The organism is Agromyces sp. S2-1-8, assembly GCF_021129215.1.
Lineage (GTDB): Bacteria > Actinomycetota > Actinomycetes > Actinomycetales > Microbacteriaceae > Agromyces > Agromyces chromiiresistens.
Genome location: NZ_JAJOLP010000001.1, coordinates 2,727,022 through 2,749,723, shown reverse-complemented (window position 1 = coordinate 2,749,723; position 22,702 = coordinate 2,727,022). Strand labels below are relative to the sequence as shown.

Below are 22,702 nucleotides of genomic sequence, written 5' to 3'. Positions count from 1 at the left end.
AACCGAGTGGATCGACGTCTGACCGAGCGAACGGCTCGCGAGGAACGAGGTCGGGCCGAGCGCTTTCGGGTCGTTCGATCGCGTGTCGAGTTCGGCGTCCGCTCCGCCGTCGGCGAACAGCGGCGGAACGGCGCCGACGCGGGGCGAGACTTGCCGCATGGACGACAGCGAGGCGCTCGACGCCTATTCCGCCGCGGTCGTGCGCGTGGCCGAGCAGGTGCTGCCCGCGGTCGCCGCGGTGAGCGTGCGCACGTCGGCGGGTTCGGGAGCCGGCAGCGCTACGGTGATCAGCGCCGACGGGCACCTGCTCACCAGTGCGCATGTCGTGGCCGAGGCATCCACCGTCGAACTCGCGTTCGCCGACGGGCGAACCTCTGACGCGGGCGTCGTGGGTGCCGACGTGCTCTCCGATCTGGCCGTGCTGCGCGCGCTCGGGCCGACGCCGGCTCCGGTGCCGCTCGGCGACGCGTCGCAACTGCGGGTCGGGCAGCTGGTGGTTGCGCTGGGTAATCCGAGGGGGCTTGCGGGCAGCGTCACGGCGGGCATCGTCTCAGCCCTCGGGCGCTCGCTTCCGACTCGCTCCGGGCGGGTGATCGACGAGGTCATCCAGACGGATGCCGCCCTGAATCCCGGGAGCAGCGGGGGTGCGCTCGCCGACAGTTCAGGTCGGCTCGTCGGCGTCAACACGGCGGTCGCGGGTATCGGCCTCGGACTCGCGGTGCCGATGAACGCCAGCACGCTCGCGATCATCGAGACCCTCACGACGACCGGTCGCGTGCGCCGCGCGTGGCTCGGGATCGCCGGCACGAGGGTCAGGTTGAGCCCCGACGCGAGCGAGCGCATCGGATCGCCGACCGGCATGCAGGTCATGTCGACCATCGCGGGCAGTCCGGCCGCCCTCGCCGGCGCGAAGGCTGGCGACATCGTGATCTCGATCGACCGCACGCCCGTCTTCGATCCGACCGGCGTGCAGCGGCTCATGGTCGAAGCGGCGATCGGCCGGCGCATGGAGATGACCGTGCTGCGGAACGGCGCGCTCGTCGACCTGGTCGTCTCGCCGGAGGAACTGCGGGTGAGTTGAGGGACGGCTCGTCAGGCGACCGGACGTGAACCGTCGGGCGCCGCGCGATGTCGGACTCCGCCGCCCTGCATGACCTGCACGCCCGGCTGCCCGTGCTGTTCGGGGCCGACGCGATACGGGCGCATCATCTCGTTGTCCTCGTGTTCGACGATGTGGCAGTGCCAGACGAACTGTCCAGGACGTGCGAACCGGAGCCGCACGCGGGTGACCTCGCCGGGATAGGAGATCACCGAGTCCTTCACGCCGGTCTCCCACGGCTCCGGGGGACGCATCGAGCCGGCCGGCGTCACGGGCACGGCGACCTCACCCTCCTCGTCCAGGACGAGCCTCTCGCGGCCGACCACTTCGAAGGCGACCTCGTGCACGTGCATCGGATGCGCATCGCCGGTCGTGTTCACGAACTCCCACACCTCGGTGGCGCCGACCTGCGGATTCTCGGTGACGTCGTCGTCCCAATCGAGCGGGACCGGCACGCCGGCGTCGACGACGCCGAGGACCGCCTCCGTCGGGCCGTCGACCGGACGACCGCCAGCATCGAATCCGATCGCGGACTTCTCGATGAGCGCGAGCGACCGGGTAGACGTCTCGGCCGGCAGAGGCGTTCGCGCTGGGAGTACCAGGTATCGGGGCGGGGTCGTCGGATCGGGCGCGACCGCCGGGACGACCCGGAACTGCATGACCTGCCCCGTCGAGGCGGCGTCGGAGGGATCGAAGTCCACGCCAGGGGTTCCGCCTCCGAACGGCTCGTCCGGACCGACGTTGCCGAGGACGTACGACCCGAGCGGAACGCCGGTGAAGTCGACGATGAGGTCCGCGCGCTCGGAAGGCCCCATGAGCAGCCGGCCCGCGTGATCGGCCGATAGGTTCACCGGCCCATCGAGGTATCCACCCTCATTGCCGATCTGCCACACCTCGAGACCGGGGATCGCCGAGAAGTCCAGGATCAGGAACCGCGATTGGCATCCGTTGAGGAACCGCAACCGGTAGCGACATTGCTCGACGACCTGGAACGGCCACGTGTTGCCGTTGGCGATGATCATGTTCCCGAAGAACTCCGGGTTCCAGATCGGGGAGAACTCGCCCGCGGGCAGGTAGTCGCCGACGATGCCGTCGAAGAGGGCCCGCGTGTCCGGGTAGAACAAGGATCCGTCCTCGTTGAACGAACGGTCCTGCACGGCGATCGGGATCTCGTGGTACGTCTTGTTCGCCGGGAATTTGTCGCCGTCCTTCGGTGCCGGCCCAGGTAGCACGGCGGTGGTCCCGAAGCGGCCGTCGAGGATCGCGTCTGCGCCCTCGGGCCCGCCGCGTACGAGGAAGAACCCCGCCGGACCTGCATAGACGTTGAGCCGGGTCATTCCGAGTGTGTGGTCGTGAAACCAGAGGGTCGATTCGCGCTGGTCGTTCGGGTAGTCGACGACGGCATAGCCGGTGCCCCAGGCCACCGCGTGTTCGCTGCCCGCCTTGCCGGCGAAGAACTCGTACCACGTGCCGTCCGTCGCGAAGCCTGCGGGGATGTCGTCTGCGGCGGGCAGATACCACGCCTCGGGGTATCCGTCGCTCTCGTCACCGACGCCGACTGCGCCGTGCAGGTGCGTGACGATCGGCACCGGTCCGTCGTAGGCGTTCGGCGTCGTCTCGAACCTCGGCCGCGAGTCCCGTCCGGTCGCACCGCCCGGCGGGTTCGCCCAGTGCAACGTGGGATCGACCGGCAGCAGGTGCGGCAGGAACCGCCTGTCGTCATCGACGAGCTCGTTGATCCACTTCACCCGAACCGGCCGATTCCACTTCGCCTCGATCGTGAGCGAGGGAGCGTGGTGCACCAGCAGTCCCTTCTTGCTCGTCGAGGCGACAGCGCCGTACCCCCATACGGTGGTGGCCGGCATGCCGGCGGGGAGGACCTGCTGAGTGAACTGCCGCACCGAGATCTCGTAGGAGTCCGCGTTCTTGCCGCCACGCATGGCGACGGTGCCGGCCCGAGGCATGACCGGCGGGATGAGCAACGGTGTTCGGAACTTCGGCACGTCGGCGGGTGCGAGGGCGCCGCCGGGGACGTGTGCCACCGCGACTCGGATGCCACCCGGCATCACGGCGTACAGCATGAAGCCCGCTCCGACGGCGCCGGCGGCCGTGATGAACGCGCGGCGGCTCAGCCGCAGGCTCGTGCTCGTGCTCGTGCTTGTGCTTGTGCTCGTGCTTGTGCTCGTGCGACGGTCATCCATCGATCCCACCTCGCGCCTGTTCGTGACGCCCTGCGCTCCGAATGCCCGCCCCCCACTGGCCGTCTCGTATGCGAGACATGCTCAGTTTGGCGCAAGCACCGTCTCGCTGCAAGCACGCGACGGAGGGATTCGCGGTGGCCGACGCCGAGTCCGCAGCATCCACCCGTCGATGGATTCGAGCGATGCGACGCTTCCACCCATCCGTCCTCGGCGCGCGCCGTCGCTTCGCTGACGCGCCGGTGGCGCTCGGAGACCGTGCGCACGCGAAACGCATCGGCCTCGACGACGACGAATGCCGTTCGATCTGCGCGCGTCGGGGGAGCGGCGCACCCCGACGTTCGCAGATCTCCGGGGGCGAGGTCGTCGCGAGGCCGCCGGATCAGGGCTTGATGTACGTCTGTCGCTGCAGAGCGGGTTCCGGCGGCACAGCAGGGAGCCAGTCGGGTTCTTCGTCGGTGACCTCGCCCGCGTCGGCGACATCGTCGCCGGCCGCCGGTGCAGCCGGTTCGCCTGCGGGTTGCGGCAGGGCGCCGAGCCGGTCGACCTGCTCAGCCAGCGCCTCGAGCACCGAACGCAGTTGAACTTGCGCGACCTGAGCGTACGTGCGCACGTACTCGATCTCGGGCATCGCCGCCTGCGGCGAGGGCGCCGGCGCCGGCCCGGTGGCTCCGGCGGCCGCATGGGCGTCTTCCGCACGTGCGGCACGCTCCAGCACGTCGCGGTACTCCTCGCGGGCCGCGAGCACGAGTTCGCGCGCGTACTGCTCGGCATCGGCAACGGCCCGGTCGGCGATCGTCTGCGCCTGCGAGAGCAGGTCGACGGCCCCGAGGGTGACTTCTTCGTCGAGCTTCGCCTCAGCCGTAGCGCTGAGTCTCGCGTTCTCTGCGCGAAGTTCCTCGAGTTCTCGGCGATCCCGTTCCGCCGCCTCTCGGACGACGTCGATCGCCTCGTTCAGTTCGACGAGGAACGCGTCGATCTCGGCGCGATCGTAACCGGCGCCGATGTGCCGGACCGCGAACCTGGCAGAGTCCGTCTTGGGCAGGCGGGCGACGGCGCGCGCGAGATCGATCTCCTGCGCAGGACTCGACTCAGGTGCTGCCGGCGTCGACGGGATCGCCGTCGGCATCGGTACGAAATCGGATTGCGGCTCATTTTCAAGATCGGGAGTCATCGGGCACTTCCCATTCGTTCGGCGGGCAACCCGGACGGCTGCCCATCTCGGATGTCGTGACGTTCTTCCGGGCGCTCCTCCTCGAGCGTCGCGAACTGCTCGAACCGGAGATCGCCCGACGCGACGCCGGCGCCGCGGAGCCGTGCGAGCGTGTGCTTGACCATGGCGGGGGAGCCGCAGACCATCGCGAGGGCATCGGGGCGGACGCCCTCTGCGACCGCGGCATCGCCGACCAGCCCCTTCTGCCCGGGGTAGCTCGGATCATCGGAGACGACGGGCGTGTAGGTGAACCACGGGCGTCCGGCGAGGCTCTGCAGCAGACGGTGCTCGTACAGGTTCCACGGCACGCGTGCTCCGTGGAACAGGTGGACGCGAGGAGCCTGGCCGGTCTTCTGCCAGTTGAGGTCGATGCGCTCGAGGTGCGCGCGGAGCGGCGCGAACCCGGTGCCTCCCGCGACCATCAGCAGTTCACGGTGGTGCTCCTCGGGCTCGAGCGTGAGCTCCCGCCCGACCGGCGCCCCGAGCCGCAGCACGTCGCCGGCCTTGAGCTTGCGAACGATCGCGCTCGAGACCTGGCCACCCGGTACGAGCTGCACGTGGAACTCGAGCGTTCCATCGGCCCGCGGCGCGTTCGCGATGCTGAGGTAGCGCCACAGTCGTGGCGCATGCGCCGTTTCGACCGCGACCGACTGCCCGGGTTCGAAGTTCAGCGCGGGTTCGGGGCGCACCTGCACGACCGCGAGCTCCATGCTCTTTCGCTCGACGGCGATGACATGACCCTGCCAGGACGCCGGACTGTCGTGTTCGGAATCCTCGGCCGCCTGCACCATGACGGTGGCGATCAGGCCGTAGGCCGCGGCCCAGTCCGCGGCGAGCTCAGCGGTCCACTGATCGCCGAGGAAGTGCTTGAGCGTCGTCAGCAGTGAGAGACCGACGGCGTCGTAGTGCTCGGCGATCACCTCGAAGCGTCGATGATCCCGGCCGAGTTGCTGGATGAACGCGGTCACCTCGTCGAGCTGGTCGACGTTCGAGACGATGCGGCCCAGCGCGCCGACGAGTCGGTCGCGCTGGGCCGCCATCGACACCGGGAACATGGCCCGCAGCTCGGGGTGCGTGTAGAACAGGTGCGAGTAGAAGAAGAGCGGCACCTCGTCGCCGAGCGACTCCGCCAGCGACCAGGTGTGCTTCAGAGCGGCGGTGTCCAACGCGTCACTCGTGCGTCGAGGTGACCTCGACGATGTCGGGCTGGGTCGCGGCGACCGCGCTCACCGTGCGATCGATGATCTCCGACGGAACGCCGGCGTCGGTCAAGGCGGTCACCAGGTGACCCGCGACAGCGGCGAAGTCGCCCGCCGAGATGCCCATGTTCGCGTGGGCCTTGCGGAGATCGCGGCCCTCGTAGACGACCGGACCGCCCATGACGGTCGAGACGAGCGCGACCTGGTGCCGCTTGAGGCGGACCATCTCGACGCCGTCGAAGTAGCGCACGAGGTTCTCGTCGCCGAGCACCAGTTCGTAGAAGCGGTCGACGACCGCGCTGATCGCGGGGGCGCCTCCCACCGCTGCGTAGTCGCTCAGGGCTTCGGGCTCGGTCTGGAGGCTGGGGGAACTCATCGTCGGGTCCAATCGTCGGCCGGTAGGGGGGCGCTCCATTCCTAGCAGACGGAGTCAGGCTGAATCAAAGCCCGAGCGCTGAACGCCGACCAGGATCGCGTCGACGGCGGCGTCGCCGCGGATGCGTCGCATCATCGCGACCACGTCGTCGGCGACCTCGGCCGTGAGGCGTGCACAGACGATGCTCGTGGGCCCGAGCGGGCCGAGCCCGCCGCCGCGAACTCGGATGACCCGCCAGCCGACCTCGCCCAGCGCTTCGTCCTTCTCAAGGTCGGAGGCCTCCTTCAGCCCGAGGTGCGCTCGGCGCGAGCGGCCCGGGTCGTCGTACTCGACCGCGATGCGCAGTTGCGGCACGATGATGTCGGGCCAGACCTCGGTGCGGCCGAAGAACGTGCGGGCGACCCGCACGGCGTTGACCCGGTGATGCAGCCTGATGCGTTCGCCGAGGAGCGCTCGCAGTCGCTGCTCGGTCATCGACGTGCGAGTGCGGAGCCCCGGGTTCATGAACGCCACACCCGCCTCCCGGAGGGCTGCCGGTGCGTGCGCGTTCGTTCGGCACTTGGTGCAGCCGGTGCCCGTGAGCTGGTCGGCGACCGAGGCCCGATAGCGATCGTGACCCCGATCGCAGCGCCACTCGTACTCGGCGCCGAGACGCGTCTCGGTGGCGAGGCGGGCTCGCTGCGCCGGCGACACGCGCCTGAGGAGTTCGGCACGCGAGCGCTGGGTCTCGGCGATGAGCATGCACAGCGGGCAGGGACGGCCGATGACGTGCGCATCGTCGGCCGGTGCACCGTGCCCGCAGCGGAACCTCACCGCGACCACGGAGACCGCTCCTCGTTCGTCATGACCATGAGTCTCGTTTGCGCCGCCGACATCCGATGTCGGCGGCGGCCACGAGAATGGATACGTGCGGATCGCGGCCGGGGCCGACGGGCGCGACCGGGTCGCCCTCGTCGATCTCGACGACCCCGCGGCGAGCGCCGAAGTGATCGAGGTCGCCGACCTGCCGGCACGGGCGGCCGCGCTCGAGCAGCACGGGCCGAGGTGGGTGTGGAGCGACACTCGGCACTGGTATCCGATGCTGCTCGACGCCGGTGTCCGCATCGAGCGGTGCCACGACCTCCTGCTCTGCGGTGCGATCCTCGAGGGGTCGACCGATGCGCGTGCCGCTCGCGAAGCCGAGACGGGCAGGCCGCGATGGCTCGACGCCGCACCGAACCTCTCGGGTGGTGGGGTCGGCGCGGTCGCGCCCTCCTCGCACTCGGGCGCGGGAGCGACCGCCCTGTTCGAACTGGGGGAAGCGCTCGACGACGGTGCATCCCCGAACACGAATCCGGCGACCGTCGTCCTCGACGCGGTCGTCGCGGAGTTCCGGCGGCAGGAGCGGCTGACGCGCGCGAGTGCACGTCCCGGAGCGATGCGGCTGCTCCTCGCGGCCGAGTCGGCCGGTGCCCTGATCGGCGCTGAGCTGCATGCCGCCGGTCTTCCGTGGCGGAGGGAGGTCCACGAGGCGATTCTCGAGGCCGAGCTCGGCCCGCGTCCGAAACCCGGCTGGAAGCCCGAGCGCATGGCGATCCTGGCGGCCGAGGTCCGCGCCGCGCTCGAACAGCCCTCGGCCAACCTCGATTCGCAGGTCGAGCTGTTGCGTGCGCTGCGGAACGCGGGCATCCAGGTCGACTCCACGGCCAAATGGGAGCTTCGCGACCACGACCACCCGGCGATCGCCCCGTTGCTCGCGTACAAGCGATCGGCGAGGCTCCTGAGCGCGAACGGCTGGGCGTGGCTCGACGAATGGATCGCCGACGGGCGATTCCGCCCCGACTACGTACCGGGCGGCACGGCGACGGGACGTTGGGCGACCTCAGGGGGTGGAGCGCTGCAACTGCCGAAGAACATTCGCGGCGCCGTGGTCGCCGACCCGGGCTGGTCGCTCGTCGTCGCCGACGCGGCCCAGCTCGAGCCCCGGGTGCTCGCGGGCCTGGCCCACGACGATGCGATGGCCGCGGCCGCGCGAGGGCGCGACATCTATCAGGGCATCGTCGACGACGGCGTCGTCGAGACGCGCGACCAGGCGAAGGTCGCGATCCTCGGGGCGATGTACGGAGCGACGACGGGCGACAGCGGACGGCTCGTGCCCCGCCTGGCGCGTGCCTACCCGCGAGCGATGGCGCTCGTCGACCGGGCGGCGGCGACGGGTGAACGCGGCGGACAGGTCACCACGAACCTCGGGCGGTCGTCACCCGCCCCGGCGTCGTCCTGGCATGCCGTCCAGGCCAGGGCGAGTGAGCCCGACGCGACTCCGGCCGACGAGCGCCGCGCGCGCAGCGTCGCGCGCGACTGGGGCCGGTTCACCCGCAACTTCGTGGTGCAGGGGAGTGCCGCAGAGTGGGCGCTCTGCTGGATGGCGGCGCTTCGCACCCGCCTCGCCGCCCTCCCGCCCTCGATCAAGCGCGCCGAGCGGTCGGGGCCGGTGTTCGGCGAGGTGCCCCACCTCGTCTACTACCTGCACGACGAGATCATCGTGCACACGCCGAGCGAGCATGCCGAAGCGGTCGCGACCGCGGTCCGGGCGTGCGCCGTCGACGCGGGCCGACTGCTCTTCGGCGACTTCCCGGTCGACTTTCCGCTCGACCTCGCGATCGTCGACAGCTACGCGATGGCCGACGGTTGAGCCTCCCCGGCGGCGTCCGAGGTCATCGCAGGGCGACGGCCGCGCCGCGGGCGCTCGGCCGTCGGCGCGAACGCGAGCGTCCGGCCGGATGCCGATACGCGTGCCGTCGTATCGAGCCAGTCGATCGCCGCGCGTGCTCGGGCGGCATCCGCGGCCCCGGCCAGGCGCACCAGTTCGGTGGCCGCCGCCGTCGTGCCGGTGGCCTCGTCGACGTCACCGTCGGCTTCGGCCGATGCGAGTCGGTCGGCCCATCGCGCGCGCTCGTCCGTGATGATCGCGCGATCATCGACGTCAGGCAGTGACGCGCCGATCAGCACGCGATCGATCGTCTCGTCCCACGGGTCGGCGCCCGGGGCATCCGTGCCCTCGAGCCAGCCGCGCGCGACCGCGGTTCCCGCCGCGGTGAGCCGGTGCAGCGGGAGTCCGTCCGCCGTCGTCCCGGCCGATTCGGTCAGGCCGGCCTTCGAGGCCCGCTCGAGCGTCGCGTAGCTCTGCCCGACGTTGACGCGTCGGCGTCCGCCGGTTCGCGTCGCGAGCGCCGAATGCAGCTGGAAGCCGTAGGCGGGTCCGGTGAGCAGCAGTGCGAGGAGCGCTTCTCTGACGGCCATCGGCGGCTTCCCTTCCACGCGAGCGAATACCTCACCGAGCATAGTGTTGTCGACGGGGCATGATGCCGAGGCACGGCGAACCGAGGGGAACCCTTGTCAACCCGCCTGATCCGGGGCATAATCGGCGGTGCGGCCGATGCCGCCCACAATCGAACACCGGCCACCCGCCGTTCCGAGGTCGTAGGGGAAGACGCACCTCACGAGAACGGAGATGGAGATGGCAGAGACGGTCGCGCGGACCGCACGCGCCGCGCGGGGTGTGCTGTTCGTGCATTCCTCGCCGCGGGCGCTCTGTCCGCACGTCGAGTGGGCAGCAGGGCGCGCCCTCGGAGTCCCCGTGAACTTCGACTGGCAGGAGCAGCCCGTGCTTCGCGGTGCGCTGCGCGCGGAGTTCTACTGGGAGGGTGACGCCGGATCGGGCGCTCGCATGGCCTCGGCGCTGCGCGGCTGGGAGCAGCTGCGGTTCGAGGTGAGCGAGGACGCGACGCCCGGCAGCGACGGTGCTCGTTGGATGCACACACCAGAGCTCGGCGTCTTCTTCGCGCAGACCGACTCGGCCGGCAACACCGTCGTGCCCGAGGACCGCATCCGCTACGCCATGGAGATGGGCGGGCACGACGCACGGGAACTCCATCGCGAGCTCAGGCTCGCGCTCGGGCAGGCCTGGGACGACGAGCTCGAGCCCTTCCGCCACGCGAGCGACTTCGCCCCCGTCGTCTGGCTGCACCAGGTGGGGTGATACGACCGAGGGCCGGCTGCGGCGCGACGCGGAGGTCGGACGGGGAACCCCGGCAGACGTACGAGCGAAGCAGACGGCCCCATGACGAGAAGGACCCCGGCGCGTCAGCGCCGGGGTCCTTCGATGTCTGGATGTCGCGGACGAGAAGGACCCCGGCGCGTCAGCGCCGGGGTCCTTCGATGTCTGGATGTCGCGGACGAGAAGGACCCCGGCGCGTCAGCGCCGGGGTCCTTCGATGCGAGTCGCCGATCAGGCCGAGCGGAACGCGACGACGGCGTTGTGCCCGCCGAACCCGAACGAGTTCGAGATCGCGAGCTGGTCGCCGCTGCCGAGCTCCTGCGTCGCGCCCGAGACGCGGAACGGGACCTCCGGGTCCTGTTCGGTGATGTTGATCGTCGGCGGGGCCACGCGGTCGCGCAGTGCGAGCACGGTGAAGATCGCCTCGAGCGCTCCGGTGCCGCCGAGCAGGTGCCCGGTCGAGGCCTTCGTCGCCGACACGGGGATGTCGTCGACCCGGGCGCCGAACACGGCCTTGAGCGCCTGGTACTCGTTCGGGTCGCCGACGGGCGTCGACGTCGCGTGGGCGTTGATGTGGGTCACCTCGTCGGGCGATGCGCCCGCCTGCTCGAGTGCGAGCCTCACCGCGCGGGCGGCACCGCGGCCCTCGGGGTCGTTCGCCGTGATGTGGTACGAGTCGGCCGTGACGCCGCCGCCGGCGACGTACGCGTAGATCTTCGCGCCGCGCGCCTTGGCGTGCTCCTCGGTCTCGAGGATGAGGACGCCGGCGCCCTCGCCCATGACGAAGCCGTCGCGGTCGATGCTCGTCGGGCGCGATGCCGTCGCCGGGTCGTCGTTGCGCTTCGACAGCGCCTGCATCGAGGCGAACGAGGCGATGGTGATCGGGTGGATCGCCGATTCGGTGCCACCGGCGATGACGACGTCGGCGAGGCCGTCCTGGAGGTGCTCGATGGCGTTGAAGATCGACTCGGTGCTCGATGCGCAGGCGCTCGCGACCGTGGTCGCGAAGGCGCGGGCGCCGAAGTGCAGCGAGAGGTTGCCGGAGGCCGAGTTCGGCATGAGCATGGGCACCGTCATCGGGAGGACCCGTCGCGGGCCCTTCTCGCGCAGCGTGTCCCACGCGTCGAGCAGCGTCCAGACGCCGCCGATGCCGGTGGCGAAGTCGACGCCGAGACGCTCGGGGTCGACCTCGGGGCTGCCTGCGTCGGCCCACGCTTCGAGCGCGGCGACGAGTGCGAGCTGCGACGACGGGTCGAGTCTCTTCGCGACCGGGCGCTCGAGCACGGTGTCGGGCCGCACGAGGGCTTCGGCGGCGAAGGTGACGGGCAGCGAGTACTCGGCCACCCAGTCGTGTTCGAGGGGGCGTGCGCCCGATGCGCCGGCGAGCAGCGCGGCCCAGCTGTCGGGGGCGGTGCCGCCGATCGGCGACGACGCACCGATGCCGGTGACGACGATGTTCTTGGTCATGACGAAAACACTCCGGGGAGGAAGACGAAGGGGACGGATCGAGCGGGCCGGGACGTTGCCGCGGCCCGCTCGTCGCAGCGACTAGGCCTGGGCCTTGACGATGAAGTCGACGGCGTCGCCGACGGTCTTGAGGTTCTTGACCTCCTCGTCGGGGATCTTCACGTCGAACTTCTCCTCGGCGTTGACGACGATCGTCATCATCGAGATCGAGTCGATGTCGAGGTCGTCGGTGAACGACTTGTCCAGCTCAACCGTGTCGGTCGCGATGCCGGTCTCGTCGTTGATGAGCTCGGCCAGGCCGGCAAGCACTTCTTCGGTGGACAATGCCATGGTTCTTCTCCTTGAGGGGTGTCTCGTTTGACCGAGTGACAGTCTAGATGGACAGGGGTCGGCGGTTCAGGGGAGAACCACCACTTGGGCGCCGAACACGAGTCCGGCGCCGAAGCCGATCTGGAGGGCGAGGCCTCCGGAAAGCTCGGGGTGCTCTTCGAGCAGGCGGTGCGTTGCGAGCGGGATCGAAGCGGCCGAGGTGTTGCCGGTCGTCGCGATGTCGCGGGCGATCACCACGGACTCGGGCAGCTTGAGCTGCTTCGCGAACTCGTCGATGATGCGCATGTTCGCCTGGTGCGGGATGAAGGCGGCGAGGTCGGCGCTCGTGACGCCGGCGGCGTCGAGGGCCTGCTTCGCGACCTTCGCCATGTCCCACACCGCCCAGCGGAAGACCGTCTGGCCCTCCTGACGGAGCGTCGGCCACTCGGCCGCGCCGTCACGGAACTCGATGAGGGTGCTGTTCATGCCGACCGCGCCCGCCTTCGAGCCGTCCGAACCCCAGATGGTGCGTGCGATGCCGGGCGTGTCGCTCGGGCCGATGACGGCGGCGCCGGCGCCGTCGCCGAGGAGGAACGAGATGGAGCGGTCGGTCGGGTCGACGACGTCGGAGAGCTTCTCTGCGCCGATCACGAGCGCGTAGTGCGCCGCGCCGGCGCGGATGAGGGCGTCGGCCTGGGCCACCGCGTAGGCGTAGCCGGCGCATGCGGCGTTCGTGTCGTAGGCGGCGGCGGGGTTCGCCCCGACCCGATCGGCGACGACCGCAGCCATCGACGGGGTCTGCTGCACGTTCGAGATCGTCGCGATGATGACGAGGTCGACGAGCTCGGGGGCGACGCCCGAGCGTTCGATGGCCTCGGTCGCCGCGGCCGTCGCGAGGTCGAGCGCCGACACGTCGGCGTCGGCGCGGGTGCGGGTCACGATGCCGGTGCGCTGCTGGATCCACTCGTCGGACGAGTCGATCGGGCCGACGAGGTCGTCGTTCGGCACCGCGTTCGCGCCGCGCGCAGCACCGAGTGCGTAGATGCGCGTGTAGGCGGGTCCGTGCGACTGCTGGAGGGTTGGTCTCGTCATGCTCGGCTTTCTCCGTTCGCGGGGGCGGCGGCTCAGGCGGCCTGGTCGATGAGCTCGATGGCGGCGGCGAGGTCGTCGGGAGTCTTCACGGCGACCGTCGGCACGCCCTTGAGGCCGCGCTTGGCGAGACCGACGAGCGCGCCGGCGGGTGCGAGCTCGATGATGCCGGAGACGCCCGCTTCGGCGAACGACTCCATGCAGCGGTCCCAGCGCACGGGCGACGAGACCTGCCCGACGAGGAGTTCGAGGAACTCGGTGCCGGAGGCGACCGTGCTGCCGTCGCGGTTCGTCCAGATCGGCAGGGCGGGGTCGGCGGGGGAGAGCCGCTCGGCGACCTCGGCGAGGCGCTCGACGGCGGGTCGCATGTACCGGGTGTGGAACGCGCCGGCGACCTGCAGCGGAATGACCCGTGCGCCGGCCGGCGGCTCGGCCTTCAGCTGCTCGAGGGCGTCGACCGCGCCGGCGACGACGATCTGCCCGCCGCCGTTGAAGTTCGCGGGTTCGAGGCCGAGCTCGGCGAGGCGCGCGAGCAGATCGGCCTCGTCGCCGCCGAGCACGGCGCTCATCCCGGTCGGCTCGAGCGCAGCGGCCTCGGCCATCGCGCGGCCGCGCTCGGCGACGAAGCCGATCGCCTCGGTGCCGGTCAGCACGCCGGCCCCGGCGGCCGCCGTGATCTCGCCGACCGAGTGTCCGGCGATCCCGCCGATTCGCTCTGCACGCCCGTCGTCGAGCAACGCGTCGAGCGTGAGCAGGCCGGCCGCAACGATGAGCGGCTGCGCGACCGCGGTGTCGCGGATGGTGTCGGCGTCGCTCACCGTGCCGTGCGCGGCCAGGTCGATGCCCGCGGCGGCCGAGAGCGCGTCGAGGCGCTCGGCGAAGCCGGGTTCTGCGAGCCAGGGGGTGAGGAATCCGGGGGTCTGAGAGCCCTGTCCAGGGCAGACGACGACGATCACCACCCCAGTCTGCCAATCACAGGACGAACTGTGGTGTGCACACGCCACAAGCTCTTCGCACAACCGTTGTATCGACTGCACAGCGTCGCGATGCCACGGCCATGCTTGGGCCGGTTCAGGATGGTCGTCGCGGGGCGTGCTCGTGGTCGCTCATCGATCCGATGATGAGCGCCGACTGGAGGATGAGCGCCTCGCGTGCGCCCGTGGCATCCCAGCCGATGACGTCGGAGACGCGCTTCAGCCGGTACCTCACCGTGTTGGGGTGCACGAAGAGCTCCCGGGCGGTCGCCTCGAGCGACCGGCCGTTGTCGAGGTAGCTCCAGAGCGTCGTCAGCAGCTCGGTCGAGTGCGCCTGCAGGGGGCGGTAGATGCGGTGGACGAGCGTCGCACGCGCGAGCGGGTCGCCCGCGAGCGCGCGCTCGGGTAGCAGGTCGTCGGCGTGCACGGGTCGCGGCGCGTGCCGCCACGACCGGGCCACCGCGAACCCGGCGAGCGCCGCCTTCGCGCTCTTCGACGCGTCGACGAGGTTCGGCACGGCGTGCCCGAGCACGAGATGGCCGGGACCGAAGTGCGGCTCGAGCTGCGCCGCGATCTCCATGAACGTGAGGGCGGGCGAGGTGCCGATCGACTCCTCGCCGTCGGGGGAGAGGGGGTCGGCCCGGCCGATCACGAGTACGAGGCGATTGCCCTGCACGCCGATGAGCACGTCGGCGTGCATGTGCCGGGCGGCGCGGCGCACGTGGTCGACGTCGAGCTGCTTCGGCGCCGTGCCGACGAGCACGGCCACCTCGCCGTGACCGTGCCAGCCGAGGGCGGCGATGCGGCTCGGAAGCTCGTCGTCGGACTCGCCGGAGAGGATGGAGTCGACGACGAGGGCCTCGAGCCGGGCGTCCCACAGGCCGCGCGCCTCGGCGGCGCGGGCGTAGACGTCGGCTGCCGCGAACGCGATCTCACGCGAGTACAGCAGGATCGCCTCGCGGAGCGGCTCGCCGCCGTCCTTCACCCGTTCCTCGACGACCTCGACCGTCACCCGGATGAGTTGCAGCGTCTGCTGCAGGCTCACCGACCGCAGGAGCTCCCGCGGCGCGGCGCCGAACACGTCGGCGGCGATCCAGGGCGTCGACCGGGGGTCGTCGAACCACGCGATGAACGACGAGATGCCGGCTTGGGCGACGAGGCCGACAGCGGAACGGCGGCTCGGGGGCATGTCGCCGTACCACGGCAACGTGTCCTCGAGTCGCTTGAGCGTCGCAGTCGCGAGCTCACCCGCGATGGTGCGCAACCATGCGAGCGTCTCCGCCTTCGTCTTCGGCCTCGTCGCCACCTCGCGCCCGCTAGCTCTCGCCGCCGGCCGATCCGGTCGTACCGGCGTTCACGTCGTGCAACCGGTACTTCTCGATCGCCTGGGCCGGCAACGAGCGGTCGACCTCGCCTCGGTCGGCGAGCAGCTCGAGTGTGCGCACGACGACCGACGGGCCGTCGATCTTGAAGAAGCGACGGGCCGCCGCGCGCGTGTCGGAGAAGCCGAAGTCGTCTGCGCCGAGCGTCGCGTACTGACCGGGCACGTAGGCGCGGATCTGGTCGGGCACCGCGTGCGCGTAGTCGGAGACGGCCACGAACGGACCCTGGGCCCCGCCGAGCTTCTGCGTCAGGTACGGGACCTGCCGCTCGGCGTCGGGGTTGAGGAAGTTGTGCTCGTCGGCGGCGACGCCGTCACGGCGGAGCTCGGACCAGCTGGTCACGCTCCAGATGTCCGCCGACACGCCCCAGTCGTCCGCGAGGAGCTGCTGCGCCTCGAGGATCCACGGCACGGCGACACCCGAGGCGAGCAGCTGGGCCTTCGGGCCGGCGGTACCGGACTCCGAGAGGCGGTGGATGCCGCGGACGATGCCGTCGACGTCGACGCCCTCGGGCTCGGCCGGCTGCACGATCGGCTCGTTGTACACCGTGAGGTAGTACATGACGTTCGGGTCGGCGTGCTGGCCGCCGTACATGCGCTCGAGGCCCGAACGCATGATGTGCCCGATCTCGTAGCCGTACGCGGGGTCGTACGAGACGACCGCGGGGTTCGTCGCTGCGAGGAGCGGCGAGTGACCGTCGGCGTGCTGGAGGCCTTCACCCGTGAGCGTCGTGCGACCGGCGGTCGCGCCGATGATGAAGCCGCGCGCCATCTGGTCGCCGGCGGCCCACATCGCGTCGCCCGTGCGCTGGAACCCGAACATCGAGTAGAACACGTAGATCGGGATCAGCGGCTCGCCCTGCGTCGAGTACGACGTGCCCACGTTGGTGAACGCGGCGAGTGCGCCGGCCTCGTTGATGCCGACGTGCACGATCTGCCCCTGCGGGCTCTCCTTGTACGCCAGCAGCAGCTCGCGGTCGACCGACGTGTAGTGCTGGCCGTTCGGGTTGTAGATCTTCGCGGTCGGGAAGAACGCGTCGATGCCGAAGGTGCGCGCCTCGTCGGGGATGATCGGCACGATGCGGTGGCCGAAGTCCTTCGAGCGGATCAGGTCCTTCAGGAGTCGCACGAACGCCATGGTCGTCGCGATCTCCTGCGTGCCCGAGCCCTTCTTCGCGATCGCGTAGGCCGACTCGTCGGGCAACGTGATCTGCGTGTACTTCGCGCGGCGCTCGGGCGTGTAGCCGCCGAGTGCGCGACGCCGCTCGTGCAGGTACTGGATCGCCGGGTCGGTCTCACCCGGGTTGTAGTACGGCGGCAGGTAGGGGTTCTCCTCGAGCTGCGCGTCCGTGATCGGGATGCGCATCGAGTCGCGGAACGTCTTCAGGTTGTCCAGCGTCATCTTCTTCATCTGGTGGGTCGCGTTGCGACCCTCGAAGGCGGGACCGAGTCCGTAGCCCTTGATGGTCTTCGCGAGGATGACGGTGGGCTGGCCCTTGTGCTCGACCGCGGCCTTGAACGCCGCGTACACCTTGCGGTAGTCGTGGCCGCCGCGCTTGAGGCCCCAGATCTCGTCGTCGCTCAGGTCTTTCACGAGCTCGAGGGCGCGGGGGTCGCGGCCGAAGAAGTTCTCCCGCACGTAGGCGCCCGACTCGGCCTTGTACGTCTGGTAGTCGCCGTCGGGGGTGACGTTCATGAGGTTGCGGAGCGCGCCCTCGTGGTCGTTCGCGAGCAGCGAGTCCCACTCGCGACCCCAGATGACCTTGATCACGTTCCAGCCCGCACCGCGGAAGAAGCTCTCGAGCTCCTGGATGATCTTGCCGTTGCCGCGCACCGGGCCGTCGAGCCGCTGGAGGTTGCAGTTGATGACGAACGTGAGGTTGTCGAGGCCCTCGTTCGCGGCGACCTGGAGCTGGCCGCGGCTCTCGACCTCGTCCATCTCGCCGTCGCCCAGGAACGCCCAGACGTGCTGGTCGGAGGCGTCCTTGATGCCGCGGTTGGTGAGGTACTTGTTGAGCTGCGCCTGGTAGATCGCGTTGATCGGGCCGAGACCCATCGACACGGTCGGGAACTGCCAGAACTCGGGCATGAGCCGCGGGTGCGGGTAGCTCGAGAGGCCGTTCGGGGCGTGCGACTTCTCCTGGCGGAAGCCGTCGAGCTGGTCGCTCGAGAGACGGCCCTCGAGGAACGCGCGTGCGTACATGCCGGGGGAGGCGTGACCCTGGTAGAAGACCTGATCGCCGCCGCCGGGGTGGTCCTGCCCGCGGAAGAAGTGGTTGAAGCCGACCTCGTACAGGGCGGCGCTCGACGCGTAGGTCGAGATGTGCCCGCCGACGCCGATGCCGGGACGCTGCGCGCGGTGCACGAGCATGGCGGCGTTCCAGCGGATCCACGCGCGATAGCGGCGCTCGGTCTCCTCGTCGCCCGGGAACTCCGGCTCGTTCTCGGGCGCGATCGTGTTCAGGTAGTCGGTGGTGGGCACCATCGGCACGCCGAGGTGCAGCTCCTTCGAGCGCTTCAGCAGGCTGAGCATGATCTCACGCGCCCGCTGGTGGCCCTTCTCGGCGACGAGCGAGTCGAGCGACTCCGCCCATTCGTTCGTCTCCTCGGGATCCGAGTCCATCGCCTCGACCGAGTAAGGATCCTGGTCGTTGACAGTCACACTCGACCTCTCTTCTCTGCAGGGATCACCTGCGTGGTGTGGACGTGCGCACGCCGAGGCTGACCGCCTCGCGGTCGCATGGCACCCCGCCATCCTAATGAGTCTCGTCGGGAATCGGGGGCGGTACGATGATGGGCCGTTCCGATCGGAGGTCCCCGTCCATGATCCTCGCCCCTGGTGCCGTCGCGCCCGACTTCGACCTCGTCGACCAGCACGGGCAGACCGTGCGGCTCGCCGACTTCCGCGGCCGGCGACCGGTCGTGCTCGTGTTCTTCCCTCTGGCCTTCTCGGGCATCTGCCAGGGCGAGCTGTGCGAGCTGCGCGACAACTTCGCGATGTTCGCCGACGAGTCGGTCGAGCTCATCGGCGTGTCGGTCGACTCCAAGCACACGCTCCGGGCGTGGAGCGAGGCGCAGGGCTACGGGTTCCGCCTGCTCGCCGACTTCTGGCCGCACGGCGAGGTCGCCGCGGCGTACGGCGCGTTCGACGCCGAGCACGGCGTCGCGGCACGCGCGACCTTCCTCATCGACGACGACGGCGTGGTGGTCGACAGTTTCGCCACGCCGAAGGGCGAGGCGCGTCCGCTCGAGCGGTACCGCGAGGCGCTCGCTTCGCTGCGAAGGGCCGCCTGACCCGGCGGGATGCCGCGCCGCCCGGCCGCTCGGATACGATGAGCCTGCGCCGCGTGCGGCGCGAGGGCCTTTAGCTCAGTTGGTAGAGCGCCACGTTTACACCGTGGATGTCGTCGGTTCGAGCCCGGCAGGGCCCACATGTCGCTGGTCCTCGCCGATGTGCTCGCCGTCACCGAACGCCTCTGGCCCGCGGCCGGCACCGAGGCGTGGGATGCCTCGGGGCTCGTCTCCGGCGCTCTCGACGCGCCCGTGCGGCGGGTGCTGCTGGCCGTCGACGCGGTCGCCGCGACGGTCGACGAAGCCGTGGCCTCCGGCGCCGACCTGCTGATCGCGCACCATCCGCTGCTGCTGCGGGGCGTCACGACGGTCGCAGAGGACCGCTACAAGGGCGCGCTGCTCGCCCGGCTCATCCGCGCCGACTGCGCCCTGCTCGCGGCGCACACGAACGCGGACGTCGTCGCGACCGGCACGAGCGCAGTGCTTGCCGATCGGCTCGGCCTCGCCGAGCAGCGCCCGATCGAGGCATCCGACGACGGTGACACGGGGCTCGGCCGGGTCGGTCGCCTGACCGAGCCGACCACGCTCGGCCGTCTCGCGCGACGCATCGCCGAGCTCCTCCCGGCGACCGCGACCGGCGTGCGTGCTGCCGGCGGATTCGACGACCCGGTCGAGACGGTCGCGGTCTGCGGCGGGGCCGGCGATTCGCTGCTCGGGCACCCTGCGGTACGTGCGGCCGACGTCTACGTCACCGCCGACCTGCGCCACCATCCCGCCTCCGAGGCGCGCGAGCAGGCCGCGCTCGGCGGCGGACCCGCGCTCGTCGACGTCTCGCACTGGGCGAGCGAGTGGCTCTGGCTGGACGTCGCCGCCGCCGAGCTGCGCGCGGCCCTGCCGGGGCTCGAGATCGTCGTGAGCGAGCTGCGCACCGACCCATGGGACTTCCAGGTCGTGCAATGATGACGAGTCCAGCCCAGACCCCCGCGAGGAGCACCACGTGAAGGCCACGCCCGCCGACCAGCAGGAACTGCTGCGGCTCCAGTCGATCGACACCCGCATCCAGCAGCTCGCGCACCGGCTCGGCGTCCTGCCGCAGACCGCGCAGCTCGCCGAGCTCGCCAAGCGCGAGACGGCGGTGCGCGGCACCCGTGCTGAGGCGATCGGCACGCTCGAGGACGCGAAGACGGAGCTCGCCCGGCTCGAGTCCGATGTCGCCGTCGTCGAGGCCCGTATCGCCCGCGACTCGGACCGGCTGCAGCACACCTCGTCGGTGAAGGACGTGCAGGCGCTCGAGGCGGAGCTCGCCTCCCTCGCCAAGCGGCGCGGCGACCTCGAAGACCAGGAGCTCGTCGTGATGGAGCGGGTCGAGGAGGCCGAGGTCGTCGTCTCGAGCATCGACCTGCAGCGCGCCGCCATCGAATCCGAGGTCGCCGAGCTCGAGGCCGAGCGCGATGCCGCAGCGGGCGGCATCACCGTCGAGCGCGAGCAGGCCGAGCGCGATCGGGAGGTCGTCGCGTCGGGCGTCCCCGCCGAACTCCTCGCCTTCTACGAGCAGCGTCGCACGCGCGGCGCCGGCGTCGGCGCGGCCCTCCTGCGCCAGCGCACCTGCGGCGGGTGCACGATGACGCTCACCGGCTCCGACCTCGAGTCGGTGCGTCGGTCCGCGCCCGACGACGTCGTGCAGTGCCCCGAGTGCGACCGCATCCTCGTGCGCACCGACGAGTCGGGGCTCTGACGGTAGACTTCAGGGGCGAGTGGGTCGGCAAGACGGTCGCGTCGCACGGTTCACCCCGTGCGCCGAGGAACGTCCGGGCTCCACAGGGCAGGACGGTGGGTAACACCCACCCGGGGCGACCCGCGAGACAGTGCCACAGAAAGCAGACCGCCTCCCGCGCGAGCGGGCGGTAAGGGTGAAACGGTGGGGTAAGAGCCCACCAGCGGCCGGGGTGACCCGGCCGGCTCGGTAAACCTCGTCCGGAGCAAGGTCAGACAGGGAACCATGGGGCTGCCCGTCCCGTTCCCGGGTAGACCGCTGGAGGGTCACGGCGACGTGGCCCCGAGAGAGATGGCCGTCCAGCCGCGAGACGCAAGGCTCGCGGTGAACAGAACCCGGCGTATCAGCCGGCCCGCTCGCACCACGAGGCGTGGCGCCGACTCCGGTGATCGCGCCGGCGATCGCGGGCGGCGTTGCACCACACGGTCATTTCGCCGCGAGCGACGCGGCCCCGATGATGCCGGCGTTGTTGCGGTGGCGGGCGGGTACGATCGGCGTCTTCAGGTCGAGCAGCGGCAGGAACTGCTCGTGGTGCTTCGACACGCCGCCGCCGACGACGAACAGGTCGGGCGAGAAGATGAACTCGATGTGCGCGTAGAACCGCTGCAGGCGGGCGGCCCACGACGCCCAGTCGAGCGACTCGCGCTCCATCGCGGAGTACGCCGCGCGCTTCTCGGCCTCGGTGCCGTCGAGCTCGATGTGCCCGAGTTCGGTGTTCGGAACCAGCACGCCGTCGTAGAGGAACGCGGACCCGATGCCCGTTCCGAGCGTCGTGAGGATGACGAGCCCATCGGCGTCGACCGCCGCACCGTAGCGCGACTCGGCGTAGCCGGCGGCATCCGCGTCGTTGATGAAGTGGATCTCGCGGCCGAAGGTCTCCTCGAAGAGCTCCTCGGCAGGCAGTCCGATCCACTCGCGCGAGATGTTCGCAGCCGACAGGGTGCGACCGCGCTTGACGATCGCCGGGAAGCAGACGCCGAGCGGCAGCGACTCGTCGAAGTCGGCCGAGAGCCGGTCGAGCAGCTCGGTGGTCGCGGTCAGGATGTCGGCGGGACGGCCGCCCTCGGGCGTCTTGACCTTGATGCGGTCGGAGACGAGGGTGCCCTCGCCGAGGTCGACGACTGCTCCCTTGATCCCCGTGCCGCCGATGTCGATGCCGATCGCGAGTTCCGTGGCCATGCGCTCACACTATCGCGGTGCCGTGCGGCGAACGCTCAGGCCGGATGCGTCACGGGAGGGTGAGGATCTCGGCGCCGCGGTCGGTGACGACGAGCGTGTGCTCGAACTGGGCGGTGAGGGAACGGTCGCGGGTGACGACCGTCCAATCGTCGGCCCAGACATCCCATTCGACGGTGCCGAGCGTGAGCATCGGCTCGATGGTGAACACCATGCCCTCCTCGATGACCGTCGTCGCGCTCGGGTCGTCGAAGTGGGGGATCACGAGCCCGGTATGGAACGCCCGGCCCACCCCGTGCCCCGTGTAGTCGCGCACGACGCCGTAGCCGAAACGCCTGGCGTACGCCTCGATCGCGCGCCCGATCACGTTCACCTGACGGCCGGGCGCGACGGCGCGGATGCCTCGTGCGAGTGCCTCGCGCGTGCGATCGACGAGCAGCGCGGCCTCCTCGCCGGCGTCGCCGACGAGGAACGTGTGGTTGAGGTCGCCGTGCATGCCGTCGAGGAAGGCGGTGACGTCGAGGTTCACGAGATCGCCGTCGACGAGCACGGTGTCGTCGGGGATGCCGTGGCAGATGACCTCGTTGACCGAGGTGCAGCTCGACTTCGGATAGCCGCGGTAGCCGAGGGTCGACGGGTACGCCCCGTGGCCTGTGACGTACTCGTGCACGATGCGGTCGAGCTCGTCGGTCGTGACGCCCGGGCGGATGGCCGCCGCGGCCTCCTCGATCGCGCCGGCCGCGATGCGGCCGGCGGCCCGGATGCGCTCGACCTCGTCGGGTGCGTACCGGTCGCCGCCCGGGTTCGGGGCGGGTGCACGACGGCCCACGTACTCGGGCCGGGCGATGCCGGCGGGCACGGCGCGCGCCGGTGAGAGTCGTCCGGGGATCAGGTGGCCGGCGGCGTCTTTGGGCATAGGATCAGCCTATGACCGAGGACGTCGAGCACATGTTCTGGTACAACCTCAAGACCGGTGCGGTCGAACAGGGGTTCGTCTCGCAGTCGGTCGACCGGGTCGGCCCCTTCGAGACGCGGGAAGAGGCCGAGCGGGCGCTCGAGATCCTTCGCGCGAACAGTGCGAAGTGGGCCGAGGAGGACGCGGCCGACGACTGACCAGCGG

The 22,702-nt window shown here is 70.6% G+C and carries 21 protein-coding genes, 1 tRNA gene and 1 other RNA gene; 9 read left to right on the top strand and 14 right to left on the bottom strand.

Going from position 1 to position 22,702, the window contains the following annotated elements; all coding sequences use genetic code 11:
• Nucleotides 1-157 precede the first annotated feature (157 nt).
• Nucleotides 158-1,081: a S1C family serine protease gene (locus LR269_RS12550; RefSeq protein ID WP_231431112.1), complete on the top strand. Its 924-nt coding sequence runs from the start codon at nt 158-160 to the stop codon at nt 1,079-1,081.
• A gap of 11 nt (nt 1,082-1,092) precedes the next feature.
• Here LR269_RS12550 and LR269_RS12545 read toward each other — a convergent pair whose 3' ends face one another.
• The 5 genes from LR269_RS12545 to LR269_RS12525 form a co-directional block, all read right to left on the bottom strand.
• Nucleotides 1,093-3,300: a multicopper oxidase family protein gene (locus LR269_RS12545; RefSeq protein WP_231431111.1), complete on the bottom strand. Its 2,208-nt coding sequence runs from the start codon at nt 3,298-3,300 to the stop codon at nt 1,093-1,095.
• Nucleotides 3,301-3,679: 379 nt separating this feature from the next.
• Complete coding sequence (locus LR269_RS12540; protein WP_231431110.1) at nt 3,680-4,426, bottom strand: DivIVA domain-containing protein; 747 nt, start codon at nt 4,424-4,426, stop codon at nt 3,680-3,682.
• A 41-nt stretch (nt 4,427-4,467) separates the two neighbouring features.
• Nucleotides 4,468-5,676 (bottom strand): globin domain-containing protein, encoded by a 1,209-nt coding sequence (locus tag LR269_RS12535; protein ID WP_231431109.1) that lies wholly within the window; start codon nt 5,674-5,676, stop codon nt 4,468-4,470.
• A gap of 4 nt (nt 5,677-5,680) precedes the next feature.
• Nucleotides 5,681-6,085, bottom strand: coding sequence for a group 1 truncated hemoglobin (locus LR269_RS12530; RefSeq protein WP_231431108.1), 405 nt, complete (start codon nt 6,083-6,085; stop codon nt 5,681-5,683).
• A 54-nt stretch (nt 6,086-6,139) separates the two neighbouring features.
• Complete coding sequence (locus tag LR269_RS12525; RefSeq protein ID WP_231431107.1) at nt 6,140-6,907, bottom strand: hypothetical protein; 768 nt, start codon at nt 6,905-6,907, stop codon at nt 6,140-6,142.
• A gap of 85 nt (nt 6,908-6,992) precedes the next feature.
• On the opposite strand from LR269_RS12525, the gene LR269_RS12520 reads away from it, so the two are divergent.
• Complete coding sequence (locus LR269_RS12520; protein WP_231431106.1) at nt 6,993-8,756, top strand: bifunctional 3'-5' exonuclease/DNA polymerase; 1,764 nt, start codon at nt 6,993-6,995, stop codon at nt 8,754-8,756.
• On the opposite strand, the gene LR269_RS12515 is transcribed toward LR269_RS12520, so the two are convergent.
• Nucleotides 8,735-9,364, bottom strand: coding sequence for a PadR family transcriptional regulator (locus tag LR269_RS12515; RefSeq protein ID WP_231431105.1), 630 nt, complete (start codon nt 9,362-9,364; stop codon nt 8,735-8,737). The two genes, LR269_RS12520 and LR269_RS12515, sit on opposite strands and share 22 nt — an antisense overlap.
• A gap of 217 nt (nt 9,365-9,581) precedes the next feature.
• Here LR269_RS12515 and LR269_RS12510 point away from each other — a divergent pair, with 217 nt between their 5' ends.
• A complete protein-coding gene (locus LR269_RS12510) occupies nt 9,582-10,103 on the top strand; it encodes a DUF3145 domain-containing protein (protein WP_231431104.1) in 522 nt (173 codons plus the stop codon).
• 249 nt (nt 10,104-10,352) lie between these two features.
• Here the strand turns inward: LR269_RS12510 and LR269_RS12505 are convergent, their stop codons facing one another.
• The 6 genes from LR269_RS12505 to aceE form a co-directional block, all read right to left on the bottom strand.
• Nucleotides 10,353-11,588: a beta-ketoacyl synthase gene (locus LR269_RS12505; RefSeq protein ID WP_231431103.1), complete on the bottom strand. Its 1,236-nt coding sequence runs from the start codon at nt 11,586-11,588 to the stop codon at nt 10,353-10,355.
• Nucleotides 11,589-11,669: 81 nt separating this feature from the next.
• Complete coding sequence (locus LR269_RS12500; RefSeq protein ID WP_056731598.1) at nt 11,670-11,918, bottom strand: acyl carrier protein; 249 nt, start codon at nt 11,916-11,918, stop codon at nt 11,670-11,672.
• Between the two features lie 66 nt (nt 11,919-11,984).
• Complete coding sequence (locus tag LR269_RS12495; protein WP_231431102.1) at nt 11,985-12,989, bottom strand: beta-ketoacyl-ACP synthase III; 1,005 nt, start codon at nt 12,987-12,989, stop codon at nt 11,985-11,987.
• 32 nt (nt 12,990-13,021) lie between these two features.
• Nucleotides 13,022-13,942, bottom strand: a complete 921-nt coding sequence (locus LR269_RS12490; RefSeq protein ID WP_231431101.1) for an ACP S-malonyltransferase — start codon at nt 13,940-13,942, stop codon at nt 13,022-13,024.
• 115 nt (nt 13,943-14,057) lie between these two features.
• Nucleotides 14,058-15,266 (bottom strand): CdaR family transcriptional regulator, encoded by a 1,209-nt coding sequence (locus tag LR269_RS12485; RefSeq protein WP_231431100.1) that lies wholly within the window; start codon nt 15,264-15,266, stop codon nt 14,058-14,060.
• 10 nt (nt 15,267-15,276) lie between these two features.
• Nucleotides 15,277-18,003, bottom strand: a complete 2,727-nt coding sequence (gene aceE, locus LR269_RS12480) for a pyruvate dehydrogenase (acetyl-transferring), homodimeric type (protein ID WP_231431099.1) — start codon at nt 18,001-18,003, stop codon at nt 15,277-15,279.
• A gap of 161 nt (nt 18,004-18,164) precedes the next feature.
• Here aceE and LR269_RS12475 point away from each other — a divergent pair, with 161 nt between their 5' ends.
• The 5 genes from LR269_RS12475 to rnpB all read left to right on the top strand — a co-directional run bounded on the left by LR269_RS12475 (nt 18,165) and on the right by rnpB (nt 20,765).
• Nucleotides 18,165-18,635 (top strand): peroxiredoxin, encoded by a 471-nt coding sequence (locus LR269_RS12475; protein ID WP_231431098.1) that lies wholly within the window; start codon nt 18,165-18,167, stop codon nt 18,633-18,635.
• Nucleotides 18,636-18,699: 64 nt separating this feature from the next.
• Nucleotides 18,700-18,772: transfer RNA gene (locus tag LR269_RS12470), tRNA-Val, on the top strand.
• A gap of 1 nt (nt 18,773) precedes the next feature.
• Nucleotides 18,774-19,592, top strand: a complete 819-nt coding sequence (locus LR269_RS12465; protein WP_231431097.1) for a Nif3-like dinuclear metal center hexameric protein — start codon at nt 18,774-18,776, stop codon at nt 19,590-19,592.
• A 37-nt stretch (nt 19,593-19,629) separates the two neighbouring features.
• Nucleotides 19,630-20,367 (top strand): zinc ribbon domain-containing protein, encoded by a 738-nt coding sequence (locus LR269_RS12460; RefSeq protein ID WP_231431096.1) that lies wholly within the window; start codon nt 19,630-19,632, stop codon nt 20,365-20,367.
• A gap of 20 nt (nt 20,368-20,387) precedes the next feature.
• An RNA gene (rnpB, locus tag LR269_RS12455) (RNase P RNA component class A) lies at nt 20,388-20,765 on the top strand.
• A gap of 67 nt (nt 20,766-20,832) precedes the next feature.
• Here the strand turns inward: rnpB and ppgK are convergent.
• Nucleotides 20,833-21,585, bottom strand: coding sequence for a polyphosphate--glucose phosphotransferase (ppgK, locus tag LR269_RS12450; RefSeq protein ID WP_231431095.1), 753 nt, complete (start codon nt 21,583-21,585; stop codon nt 20,833-20,835).
• Between the two features lie 49 nt (nt 21,586-21,634).
• Nucleotides 21,635-22,498, bottom strand: coding sequence for a type I methionyl aminopeptidase (map, locus tag LR269_RS12445; protein ID WP_231431094.1), 864 nt, complete (start codon nt 22,496-22,498; stop codon nt 21,635-21,637).
• 11 nt (nt 22,499-22,509) lie between these two features.
• On the opposite strand from map, the gene LR269_RS12440 reads away from it, so the two are divergent.
• On the top strand, nt 22,510-22,695 hold the full coding sequence (locus tag LR269_RS12440) for an SPOR domain-containing protein (RefSeq protein ID WP_231431093.1): 186 nt from the start codon (nt 22,510-22,512) through the stop codon (nt 22,693-22,695).
• Nucleotides 22,696-22,702 lie beyond the last annotated feature (7 nt).